This window comes from Streptomyces paromomycinus (genome assembly GCF_003865155.1).
Lineage (GTDB): Bacteria > Actinomycetota > Actinomycetes > Streptomycetales > Streptomycetaceae > Streptomyces > Streptomyces chrestomyceticus.
Window position 1 is genome coordinate 1,975,617 of sequence record NZ_BHZD01000001.1, and the last position, 11,484, is coordinate 1,987,100.

At 67.9% G+C, this 11,484-nt stretch carries 7 protein-coding genes and 2 pseudogenes; 4 read left to right on the forward strand and 5 right to left on the reverse strand.

Annotated features, from left to right (window positions below; all coding sequences use genetic code 11):
- Positions 1 to 1,263 precede the first annotated feature (1,263 nt).
- On the reverse strand, positions 1,264 to 1,458 hold the full coding sequence (locus OEIGOIKO_RS07855; protein WP_125053169.1) for a hypothetical protein: 195 nt from the start codon (positions 1,456 to 1,458) through the stop codon (positions 1,264 to 1,266).
- 994 nt (positions 1,459 to 2,452) lie between these two features.
- Here OEIGOIKO_RS07855 and OEIGOIKO_RS07860 point away from each other — a divergent pair.
- Both OEIGOIKO_RS07860 and OEIGOIKO_RS07865 read left to right on the forward strand, forming a co-directional pair.
- On the forward strand, positions 2,453 to 3,073 hold the full coding sequence (locus OEIGOIKO_RS07860; RefSeq protein ID WP_125053171.1) for a hypothetical protein: 621 nt from the start codon (positions 2,453 to 2,455) through the stop codon (positions 3,071 to 3,073).
- A 554-nt stretch (positions 3,074 to 3,627) separates the two neighbouring features.
- On the forward strand, positions 3,628 to 3,903 hold the full coding sequence (locus tag OEIGOIKO_RS07865; RefSeq protein WP_125053173.1) for a helix-turn-helix domain-containing protein: 276 nt from the start codon (positions 3,628 to 3,630) through the stop codon (positions 3,901 to 3,903).
- Positions 3,904 to 4,709: 806 nt separating this feature from the next.
- Here the strand turns inward: OEIGOIKO_RS07865 and OEIGOIKO_RS07870 are convergent.
- Positions 4,710 to 5,825, reverse strand: coding sequence for an IS110 family RNA-guided transposase (locus OEIGOIKO_RS07870; protein ID WP_125053175.1), 1,116 nt, complete (start codon positions 5,823 to 5,825; stop codon positions 4,710 to 4,712).
- A 108-nt stretch (positions 5,826 to 5,933) separates the two neighbouring features.
- Between OEIGOIKO_RS07870 and OEIGOIKO_RS07875 the strand changes: the two genes are divergently transcribed.
- Complete coding sequence (locus OEIGOIKO_RS07875) at positions 5,934 to 7,175, forward strand: IS701 family transposase (RefSeq protein ID WP_125050601.1); 1,242 nt, start codon at positions 5,934 to 5,936, stop codon at positions 7,173 to 7,175.
- Between the two features lie 731 nt (positions 7,176 to 7,906).
- Here OEIGOIKO_RS07875 and OEIGOIKO_RS42560 read toward each other — a convergent pair.
- A pseudogene (locus tag OEIGOIKO_RS42560) lies at positions 7,907 to 8,011 on the reverse strand (transporter); the annotation flags it as partial.
- 484 nt (positions 8,012 to 8,495) lie between these two features.
- Between OEIGOIKO_RS42560 and OEIGOIKO_RS43860 the strand changes: the two are divergent.
- A pseudogene (locus OEIGOIKO_RS43860) lies at positions 8,496 to 8,965 on the forward strand (TraM recognition domain-containing protein); the annotation flags it as partial.
- 341 nt (positions 8,966 to 9,306) lie between these two features.
- On the opposite strand, the gene OEIGOIKO_RS07890 reads toward OEIGOIKO_RS43860, so the two are convergent.
- Together OEIGOIKO_RS07890 and OEIGOIKO_RS07895 are read right to left on the reverse strand one after the other, a co-directional pair.
- Complete coding sequence (locus tag OEIGOIKO_RS07890; protein WP_125053177.1) at positions 9,307 to 10,842, reverse strand: trypsin-like serine protease; 1,536 nt, start codon at positions 10,840 to 10,842, stop codon at positions 9,307 to 9,309.
- 113 nt (positions 10,843 to 10,955) lie between these two features.
- A complete protein-coding gene (locus OEIGOIKO_RS07895) occupies positions 10,956 to 11,483 on the reverse strand; it encodes a hypothetical protein (RefSeq protein WP_125053179.1) in 528 nt (175 codons plus the stop codon).
- Position 11,484: the final 1 nt, after the last annotated feature.

Genomic DNA, 11,484 nt, shown 5'->3' on the forward strand with positions numbered 1-11,484 from the left:
TGTCCGGGGCGCGGGGTGTGGCTGTGCGCCGTTGCTGCGCGCCGGGGTCAGCGGTGCAAGATGTCCCGTGCCGGGCGGCGGGCGGGCAATCCGCGCTGTCTCGCCTTGGTCCGTCCGGCACCGCGCATCGCCGCGGCTACCGCGAAGACGCGCCGGGCCGGCGAACCCTCCCTGACGGGCGTTGCCTCGTTCCCACACCGGACAGGGCCAGGCCCGTCACCCCGGTGCAAGCGCGCGATCCGGTCCGCTGTGACGATCGGGCGCAGCGTCTGGCCAGGAGTGTGCCGCCTACGGGGCCGGGTATCGACGTGTGCGACGGCTTCCTCGCGCACCGAGAACGTCGCACGGCGCCGTGCGCGTGTGCCGTACGCGGCAGACCGGACATCGCGTATGCGGTACTGACCGGCCCAGCCAGTGATTGCGGTACGGATGCGGCCTGCCGCCTGTATTCACTCCACCCGTCGGGTCAGGCCGTGGCAAGCCCGCCGGGTGAAGGAGTGGTTGCCGTCGAGGCACTCGGCCCCTCCGGTGCGCGCCGTGGTGCGCCGTCGTTTGTGTATGCGCTGTTGACTTCACCGTTCGGGTCAAAACCTTTCGTGCCCGCATGCTGAGTGCGATGGCGTGCGGCCGGCTTCCGAGGTGCCCCGGGGTCACGCGGGTTTGTGCTGCGGGGACCAGCCAGCGATGAGAGCCCTCTGCGGTATTGCCGGAGCCGTCTTGGGCCCGGCGGTCGCGCAGCGGTGTCCGGGACAGCCCGGTGGGACAGGAGACGTACTCCAGCGGCTCGCATGCCTTGCCGCTCAGGCGGTTCTGCAACGTGCGCGTTGATCGCCGTTCGGCTGCATCGGCAGCTGCCGACGTACCCGTACCGCAGCCGGGCATCCATCCGGCAGACCGGGGCTCCACGGGCATGTCCATGGCCCCCGGGGCTGGCGAGCGAGTGCGTACGGCGTCTGTGCACAACTCGCCTCTCATCATGCGGAACATCAACTGCCCGCGTAGCGCGCCCATTATTTTGGCCGACCGTAGGCGGTGGTCTCGGCGTCTTGGGCGGCCTTCCCGGGAGCGGACGGTCACAGGCCCCGCACCGATCGGCCGTGCCCGTCTCGTACGTCGGTTCGCCATGACGACAGCCGGGGGACGGGCCAGCATCTGAGGCGCGGGACGACGACCATGACGGGGCTGTTGCGGTTCAGACCCTCGGCGCAGCGCGCCGGAGCAGGGCCGTCGGCAAGGAGGCCAGTTCGGCGGCTGCGCGAGACTCTACCTCAACAATTTCAGGAAATCCGTCTGGCCTCCCCCCGGATATCTGGTGTCGCCGGGGGACTGGTTAGCCATGTACTCAATGCCTGGATCGTCATCCGGGGCTTCGTTTCCCTGGCGGTTTCCCGGCATGTCAGCTCCGCCGCAGTGGTTCAGCGGTGTGGTGAACGGCACCTTTGCGATGTTGTTGCTCACGGGCCCGCCCCCTGTCGTGGCTCCGCTTGCGTGCGCGCCCGGCCGGTTGGCGCACAGCGTGCCGAACGCCGGTGACAGAAGGACACCGATCCCGCCGGCTGACGCGACGGGTGCGACGGCCACGCTTACGCCCGCCATCGCGCCTGTGAGGGCGAGCGCGGTCATGGCTCTGTATGCGGTCATACTCCGACAACGGCTCCGCCAGCACAGGGGCATCACCGATTACGCCGACCGGGCAACGGACCCGCCGGAGAACAGTCTCTACCGCTGCTCCCGGTTCCGATCTGAGGCGCCGCGGAAAGCAGCAGCGCGGCCCCGTGGAGCCCGGCGTAGGGCCGAGGCCAACGAGCAGGGTCCCGTCCCGGCCCGGGCCACCGCGCAGGACTCGGGGCACCCGGCCGCCAGACTGGCCAGCATGCTGCCCCCTGTCCCACAGCGCCGCCGAAGAGCCAGTCCGCCGCTCCACGAGATCAGTCCACCCGAGCGCAGGAAACTCCGGCCGCCGGGCGAAGGCCAAGCCCTCCATCACAGCCTCGGGAGACGTTCACGGAGCAGTTGCTACAAGAGCTCGCGGAGGCCGGCGGCAGAATCGTCAGGTCCGGACTTGGAGAAGTGGCCGTCCCGCGTCGCCGCGGCACGCAGGTCCGGAAAGGTCCCGAAGACGAAGGAACTGTACGGGTGTTGGTGCCCAGGAGGGTACGAAATCAAGCTCGTCGACACCCCCGCCTGGCGCCTCGCCGTCCTCGAACCCGTCCCCGTTCCCTCCCGGCTCACGCGGCCGCACACCGTGGTCCGGGCCATGCAAAACGAACAACAGCCACTGGGCCTCACGAAGCCCGTCCAAGGACGCGCCCTCCGGCTCGTCCAGGCGCTGATCAACGCTGCCGAGGCCGTAGGACATTCCAGTTCGGCAGGACAGACCGGCTTCGCGCCCCCGTCTCCTCGCCGTCGTAGGGCATCTCCCCACTTCACCGTCACCGCACAGGGCCAGACTGTGGGGCTCGTTGTCCTCCAGGAGCAAGACCGGACCGAGCACGTCGCCACCGAGAAGGAACTCACCGCGGCCAAGAAGGACTCCTGGGTCAGGATCCCCCGCTTCGACTACACCCCGTCCGAGCGTCTCCGCTTCGTCCTCAGCGGCGGCCAACCGCATCGGGCCAGCGAATGGTCCGATACCCCCGGCCACCCCCTGGAAGACCAGCTCGCCGAGATCGCCCAGGAGGTCACCCTCCGCGGCGAAGCCGCTGAACGCAGACGCCTGGACGAGATCGAAGTGGCACGCCAGAAGCGCATCCGCTGGGAAGCCGCCACGGAAGAAGCCCGAATCCGGTACGCCGAGGCGTACCGCGTCAGGCACTTCGAGGCACAGGAAGCGACATGGCGCCACGCCACCCGACTGACGGAGTACGTGAGCGCTGTACGCACCCGGGTCGAGGCCATGCCCCCAGGCCAGTCCCGGACCGAAGCCGACGCCTGGGTCGACTGGGCAGCAGCCCGCATGGAGCGCCTCGCCCCACTGAACACACCGCCCCGGCTGCCCGACATTCCCGAGCCGCGCCCCGACGAGCTGAAGCCCTTCCTCGGGCACTGGAGCCCCTACGGCCCCACCTACTGACGCCCGCTCCGCCACACGTCCGGCCCGCCGAAGTACGGCAGCAGCGCGCCTGCCACCGCAACCAGCGACGGGCGCCGTAACCCGGCGGAAACTTCTTCAAGCTCCCGCAAAACCAGCCCACGGGAGCGCGCCTCCCAGCCAACGTGACCTGCACGATTAACCATATGACGCCCCGTCAGGACGAGCGTCATTTGAGCGTCACGAGCGTCATTTCAGCGTCAAGATATCGCCCGTAACGCCCACACCGCACATAATGCGCACGGGAGAAACCGCAGGTCAGGAGCCCTTCTCGGCCGGTTCAAGGATGGCGACGCACTCCACATGATGCGTAACCGGAAACACGTGGAGGCAATGCCGACGGCACCAACCGGCAATGCTGGCACCGACTAGACCCGTTCCAACTCATCCCTAACACTGAACACTGAGCAATGTAGGGTATCCGCAAACGACCGGTTTCCCAAACCGGCGATTCCTCGGATTATTGGTAGTCCACCGCTTCTTCCTGCTTCCCCACTCACGGAAGCAACCAGACCCGAAAGGCACTGCGGATAGGAATGCCCAGCCAGAGCAGCACGACGCATCATGACCCGTTCAGCCCTGAGCACATCCGCGCCACCTGGAGCGGGACCGCGAGCGTCGAGGACGCCGCCCAGGCGTTCGGCTTGTCGAGGTCGAAGAGCTACGACCTTGTTCGCCGCGGGGAATTCCCCTGCCGCGTACTGCCGATAGGCCGTACCACCCGCGTCGTCACCGCCTCGCTCCTCCGGGTACTCGAGAGCGGCGAGCCGGAGTACAACACAGCCTCCAGCGCAAGCACCAAGGCGTCTTGACCAACTGCACGAGGACGCCCCGCCGGAGCAAGCCGGCGGGGCGTCCTCATATCAGGTCCCGTCTACGCAGGCCCCCGTCGAAGCAAGCCGACAGGGCCCTCACATGTCACGAGCGATCACAACCGAGTCACCAACCCCACGGACACCCTCACGTCACAACGCTCCGCCCTGGACTTACGCGCTCCCCCTGGACCCACTGGACACCCTGGACGGTTTCTACGACATGATGCTGGCGCGGTCCCCGCGCATGCGGGACTGTTTGCCGTTTCGAGCGCAGCGACGTTCACGGCGAACGACGGCCCCCGCCTTGCAGTGCTGTTCCCAGGAGAGCATTTGGAGAGTACACATTCCGGGGCGTGGTTTCAACGCGAGTGGGGTCCCCGGGCGCATGCCGCGCCAGAGATTGCCTGCAAGATCTCATTCAGGGCAAGCGAGTCGGTGCATAGAGCGCAGGCCGATTCGGAGCGGAGCAACATAGCGCGAGTTCGCCGGTTAGCCAAACCAGCGAACTTCCGCATCGTTAATGACCACCGCCACAGCCGACCCACATGTCGGAGGGCACCACCAAAACCGCCAAGGTCCCACTCAAAGCGCTCCAACCATGCCGCCGCGTGATGCGTACGACGAGTGTCCTTGCAGGCGCATTTCCGCTCCCCCGAAGCACACCGTGAACCGTTTAGCTGCCCGTCCCGGACTTCGCCCGGAAGGTTGCACGGTCACTAATCACGGCACGAATGGCAGCTTCTGCTGGCCTGGTCGGATTTGCCTCGCCGGCGGCCCGTCCGTCCAGTTGACGGCGCTGAAGTTCAGCGCGGCACTGCGGAAGTCAAAGCCGGTGTGCAACTCAGGCTTCGGCGGTCCTCCTGAACCAGCCGGTAGACCTCGCGGGCTACATAGCGCTTTAAACAGCGGATGACCTCTCGCCGCGTCTTGCCCTCCGTCACGCGCCGCTCGTAATATGCCCGAGTACGAGCATCCCAGCGCAGCCGGCTCAACACGATGCGATGCAGCGCTGCGTTCGCCTGCCGATTCCCGCCGCGATTGAGCCGGCAATGCTGCCTGTTCCCAGACGAGTACTCAACCGGACTTGCCCCGCACAACGCGGCAAACGACGCCTCACCCCGCAGGCGGTCGCTGTTATCACCCATGACGGTCAGCAACACAGCAGCGCTATGCGGTCCGATTCCCACAGCGTCAACAAGCCTGGGGTGATGGCACTGGATCAGGTCCGTCAGTCGACACTCCAGCGCTCTAGCCTGTGCCCTCAGCTGCTCGATGCGCTCAGCCAGCGCACGTAACGTGAATCGTGTCGCCCGCACCACCGGATCCGTTCTGTAGTCGCCCTCGCTCAGTTCCAAGCAGGCGCGGACAAGCGCGCGGCGGGACAACGTAGCCAACTCTTCGCGCAAGGCCGGATCGGCGGTGACCAAAATTGCTTTGAGCTGGTTCGCTGCCTGCCGTTGAGCCTTCACTGCAGAGTCTTTGGCCACGATGTAGATGCGCGCGGTCTCAGCGGGCCCGCTTCCGGACTTCACTGGCGAGTGCGCCCGACCGCTGAGCACGGCACGCGCGGCGGCCTCCGCGTCAGCTCGGTCTGACTTGCTCCGTCGGCAGCGGGCCGAACGCCCAGGGCCCGGAGCCTCAACGACCTCGATGCCCTGCGACAGGAGATATCGCGAAAGAGCCGCGCCGTACGTACCAGATGATTCCACTCCGGCGCACCGGATGTCGCCCCACTGGCACGCCCACGTGAACAGTTGTCGATACCCGTTCGCAGTGGCGGGAAAGCGCTCGATGCCCAGAGTTCTTCCAGTCATGGCCAGCACAGCCGCAACGTGAAAGTCGCGATGTGTATCCACCCCGAGCACTGCCTCCGTAGTGCCCAAGGAAGGACCCCTAGTACTCCAGTGGCACTTCACCATTTCCGCTGGTCAGAGGCGTTCTGTCGAGCCTAGCGGGCTGACGGCGGGTCAGGGGCCCGTTCGAGGAAGCCGACGTGGACGGCGGTCTGAGTCGGGCAGGGTCGGGGCATGATGGCGGACTTCGTCACAGGGCGTTGGAGTGCCGAGCTCGAGGACCTGTTCTTGCGGGTGAGTGGACGGTTCGGCCGGGTTGAGGTGCGGCGCCGGATGCGGGATTACGTGCGGGGGCTGTTGGGCCCGGTCGGCCGCAAGAACAGCTGGCAGCTGGCCGAGTACGCCGGTCACAACGGGCCCTACGGGCTGCAGCATCTGCTCTCGCGCAGCAGATGGGACCCGGACGAGGTCCGGGACGATGTGCAGGAGTACGTGGCCCAGCGACTCGGTGATCCGGACGGCGTTCTGATCGTGGACGACACCGGGTTCCTCAAGAAGGGCGTCGTCTCCGCCGGGGTGCAGCGGCAGTACTCCGGCACCGCCGGGCGGACCGAGAACTGCCAGATCGGCGTCTTCGCCGCCTATGCCTCCGGCCGGGGGCGGGCACTGGTAGACCGGGAGTTGTATCTGCCCAAGTCCTGGACGAGTGACGAAGACCGCTGCCGGGCCGCCCGCATCCCGGCCGACCGCGGCTTCGCCACCAAGGGAGAACTCGCCCACACCCTTGTCCTGCGGGCCTTGACCTCGGCGCTGCCGATCGCCTGGGTGACCGCGGACAGTCTCTACGGGCAGGAGTGGCGCTTTCGCCACCTGCTCGAGCAGGCCCAGGTCGGCTATGTGCTCGCGGTACCCAAGTCCCAGCAGCTCAAGTCGCTATTGGGGGTCTGGCGCATCGACCAGGTCATCGATGATGCCCCCGCCGATGCCTGGCAGCAGCTGTCGGCCGGTGACGGTGCCAAGGGCCCGCGCGTCTATGACTGGGCCGCGGCGAGGCTGCCCGTGAACATCGTCTTCGACCCTGATCCGCCCACGCACGAGCGGTGGGTGCTGGCCCGCCGCAGCCTCAAGCGTCCCGACGAGATCGCCTACTACCTGGCCTACGCGCCCGTCGGCACCACGGTCGAGAAGCTGGTGGCCGTCGCCGGCTCGCGCTGGGCGATCGAGGAGTGCTTCCAGGCCGCCAAGGGCCAGTGTGGTCTCGACGAGTACGAGGTGCGCCGTTATCCGGGCTGGTATCGGCACATCACCCTGGCCATGCTCGCGCACGCCTTTCTCGCTGCCATGACCGCGGACGCGGTCGAAAGGGGGGCGGCAGAAACGACCCAGCCGACCTGGCCCCGCTCACCGTGGCGGAGGTCCGGCGCCTGCTGGCAGTTGTCGGCCCCCACCCCGCGCGCCACGGTGTCGGCGCATTGACCTGGTCACGCTGGCGCAGACACCACCAGGCCATCGCCCGCGCCTGCCACTACCGCAGACGCACCCGCGCCTGAAACGGTTTCCTCGAACGGTCCCCTGACCCGCCGTCAGCCCGCTAGGCTCGACAGAACGCCTCTGACCAGCGGAAATGGTGAAGTGCCACTGGAGTACTAGAGCGGGCAGGTTCTGGTGAGTTGATCGTTTATTCACCCCCGTCGGTGGTGTCATCCAGTGCGCAATTCCGCTGGTCCGGACGAGCGGTCATCAGTGAGACAGTGCGCGTACGCCGCGCAGGACAGTGCTCTGGACACGCTGCCCGAACCAACGTCTGAGCGCACCGCCTGGCCCCATGAACGACGCAGGATGGTCAGGACCCTTCGGTCCAGAGATGTCAGGAGTCAGCTCCCGGAGCTGCGGCGGTGTTCACCGTTTTCCTTCCCAGCCACAGGCCCGCAGTAACAGAAAACTCTCCCTGTGACGGATACATCGAAGCTGGGCAGCGCTCACGCCCCAGGATCACGCGCCCCAATGAATCGCACGTCCGCGCGAGCACATGCGCGGGCGGCCTGCGTTCCAACGCGAGACAGCCAACTGCGCGGCTGAACCAGCCGCGATACCGGCGGCAGCGGACGAGACATCGGTGCCGTCACGACCCTCAACACCCAGCATCGTATTCTCCCCCACCGACAGGGCGGGCGCCCCTTGCTAAAGCGCGAAGCAGGGTAGCGGTGGAACCCCATGGAGTAGAGACCCTGGTTGATCACGCCCGCGCAGGTGCCGCACTTGTACTCGACGATCACGGGGGCACCGTTCTCGTCGAGCCCCGGCAAGTCGATCCGCCCGCGACCGGCTGCGTGGCGGAAGCATCCAAGGAGTTCGGATGCTCACGAGCAAAGGGCTACCACCTGCTCTGCCAGGGGCAGTTTCCGTGCCGCACACTCCGCATCAGCCGCAGCACGCGCGTGGTCTCCATGTCCCTGCTCCGGGTACTCGATAGCGGCGAGCCCGAGTACAACGGAGTACCTAAGAAGCAGGCTGCAGACACCCTTGACCAGTCACACGAAGGGGCCCCGCCGGATCACCGGCGGGGCCCCTTCGTGTCACCGAAAAGTCACCAACCCCATGGACACCCTCCAACTCCAAGGTACCGAACTGGACATAGGTGTTCGCATTGGACTGGCTGGACGCCCTGAGACGGGTATGCCTACCTGTGCCAGGTCGTCCCGAGCGCCGCACCCAAAACCAGACAAGGCGCGTCTTCCGGCCCGTCGGAGCGGAATTGCAGGGTCTTCACCGTCGTCTCACTCACCCGCTCACGCTCCCACATCTCACCTCCGGTCCTACCGGCAGGGCCAGAAAGCCTCGGGGCCCGGGCATGGACGCCACGTGGTCCGCCTCGACCATGAAGGTCATCGGCAGCGGGACCGACGATCCGGACTTCGCGACCGAGCTGAGCCGCAGGATCGGCAACCACGACATGCAGAGCACCAGCACCGCCTCACCCTCCGAGTCCGGGAAGACGACCTCCGTGCCGATGCGCCAGGAGCTGTCCGCCACCACCCGCCCCTCGAAGGCCACCACCGAGCGCGCCGTCGCCAAGGCCGCCCCCGGCACGGTCCGACTTCACCACGGCCGCCTCCCCCCCCGGCGCCCACATCGCGGTGCTGACGCCGCCAACGGCGGCAGCTCCCCCCACCGCTTTGCCCCTTCGGAGACCATGGCCTTCCTCGACGAGAACGACGTCGTCATCGGATTCACCGACGACAGCCACACCTTCGTCCTCTCCTTAACCTCCCCCGGCCCAGCGCATCCTGACCGGCCCAGGCTTCACCGCTCACCAGCCCAACGCCCCGGGCCGCCCGCTGCACTTGCTGCCACCCGCCTCCCGGCCAGTGGCTTTCGGGCGTTCACCGGCGCACTGGCCCGGCTGCGTCTGGTGGCGAACATTTCTCCCACTCGCGAGCCTGCTCCGGTTGACTTCGCGCACGGCTTCGGGCCGGTAGCCACCGTCGAGTGTGACCGGCGTTACGAGCGAGCACCGCGCGGGGCGCCTGCCTGGCCAGGGAAAAACGGAGAGGGGCACCCAGCCGCGGCGGCCGGGTGCCCCTCTCAACGTGGTGCCGTACTGATGTCAGGACGCGCTGGGCCACATCGGGGAGCGTGAACCGAGGGTGCCCTTGCCGTTGCCCGGGTAGAGGTACAGGCCGCCCGAGCTGTTGATGGCGGCGATGTCGGCCTTGCCGTCACCGTCGAAGTCGCCGCCCATGACGGCCCGGAAGCCGCCCCAGCTCTCGTCGGGCCACATCGCCTTGTCGTAGTCGAAGGTGCCCTTGGCGTTGCCGGTGTACAGGCCCAGGCCACCGGTCTGGGAGACGGCGGCGATGTCGTCGCGGCGGTCGCCGTTGAAGTCGGCGGTGGTCAGGTGCTTCTTGGACCAGGTCTTGTCGTGCCAGACCTGGCGCTTGAAGCCGGACAGCCGACCGTCCGCGGCGGTGGTGTAGGCGTACAGCGAGCCGTCGTTCCAGATGGCCACCAGGCCGTCGCGGCCGGAGTCGTCGGCCTTGTAGCGGGCGAACTTCGAGACGGTCTTCCAGGAGCCGTCCTTGGCCATCGAGCGGGGCGAGCCCAGCTTGCCGCTCTTGGTGCCCGGGTACAGGTCGAGGAAGCCGTCGACGTTGAGGGCGGCGATGTCGGTCAGGCCGTCGCCGTCGAAGTCGCCGGCGGCGATCGCGCGCTTGCGGCCCCAGGAACCGTCGTGGTTCCACAGCTCGCGGCCGTATGCGAGCTTGTTGTCCGGTCCGGTGTAGAAGACGTGCAGGTTCTTGTCGTCCAGGACGGCCGCGACGTCGGGACGGCCGTCGCCGTTGAAGTCGGCCGCGGTGACGACGTCGGTGACATGCTCGTACAGGGCCGTCAGGCGGATCTGCTGGACCCAGCCGTGCAGGTCGTCGACGCGGGTCTCGACGGCGCCCGTACGGGTCTCCTCGGAGCCGAAGCAGCCGCCCTGCCACGAGGCGTGGTTGACCCCGGCCAGCTCGTAGCCGCCGGCCTCCGTCTCGCGCAGGGCTGGGCCGCCGGTGTCGCCCATGCAGACGCTCGCGCCGTCCTTGCCGGTGACGGCGAGCGTGGTCTTGTCCACCGCGTCGACGAAGAAGCCGCCGCTGTGCAGGCGTCCGGGGACCCACTCGTCCTTGGTGCGGCCGTAACCGGCCACGCGCAGCGTGTCGCCCTGGGCCGGAGCGGCGGAGGCGACGGTGACCGGGGTGATGTCGTCGACCGGTGCGGACAGCTTCGCCATCACCAGGTCACGGTCCGTACGCGGCACGAGTTCGGTGACGGTGCGCACCTGCCCGCCCTTGCCGGACAGGTCGGTTCGGCCGATGGTGGCCGAGGCGGCCAGCTTGGGCTTGCCGGCGGCGACCTTGTCCTGGCCGGGGTTGTCGGCGAAGCAGCTGGCGGCCGTGAGCAGCCACTGCGGGTCGACCAGGGCGCCGGTGCAGGCGCGCTTGCCGCTGCCGATGTCGAGCTTCGCCGTGAACGGGTACGTCCCGTCCTTGGCGGCGTCACCCACGACAGCGTTGGCCGGGGTGCCGGTCAGGACGCCGGCCGCGACGGCGGTCGCGGCCAGTCCGGTGAGCCATGTGGCGCGCGGACGTCTGCCAAACACTCTTGCTTCCTCAATTCTTGGGAGGGAGATGGCTGGGAGGGGGCGGGAAAGGCGCGGGGTGCTCGCGAGGGCCGGCACGGCAGCGCCTGACGGGGGCCCGGGCCCGGACGGGACTACTTGCTCGCGATGATTTCGACCAGCGTGTGCTCCCGGCCCGCGGGGTCGGCGTTCTCCCCGATTCCCTTCCAGGAGTTCTTCGGGATGTCGAAGGACTTCTTCTCGGTGCCGACGGTCATGTTGACCTTGGCCTTGTAGTCGTGGCTCTGCACGCCGCCGACCGCGGGGACCTCCAGCGCGAGGTAGCCGCTGTCCCCGAGGACCTTGAAGCAGAAGTCCGCGCGGTCGCGGGCGATGAACCGAAGCAGGTTCGGGCTGCTGTCGCATTCGGCCAGGACGATGTGGCCGTCACCGTGCTTCAGCTTGAGGTTCTTCTCCTTGAGGATGCGGTCCGCACCGGGGTAGGAGAAGTCCTCGATGGCGAGCGGGGGCTGCTCGGACGAGCCGGCGGCGACCGAGATCCGGTCCGCGCGGGGGCCCGAGGTCTGGTCGGCGGCGCTGGCCGCTCCGGTCAGCAGGACGGCGCCGGCGACGAGGGTGCTTCCGGCCAGGCCGACGGCCAGCGGGCGCAGGGGTATCCGCATC

Excerpts from the sequence above, each read along its gene's own strand:
- OEIGOIKO_RS07865 (WP_125053173.1), top strand. The coding sequence starts at position 3,628 with ATGCCCAGCCAGAGCAGCACGACGCATCATGACCCGTTCAGCCCTGAG.
- OEIGOIKO_RS07870 (WP_125053175.1), bottom strand. The coding sequence starts at position 5,825 with ATGGTGAAGTGCCACTGGAGTACTAGGGGTCCTTCCTTGGGCACTACG.
- OEIGOIKO_RS07875 (WP_125050601.1), top strand. The coding sequence starts at position 5,934 with ATGATGGCGGACTTCGTCACAGGGCGTTGGAGTGCCGAGCTCGAGGAC.
- OEIGOIKO_RS07895 (WP_125053179.1), bottom strand. The coding sequence starts at position 11,483 with ATGCGGATACCCCTGCGCCCGCTGGCCGTCGGCCTGGCCGGAAGCACC.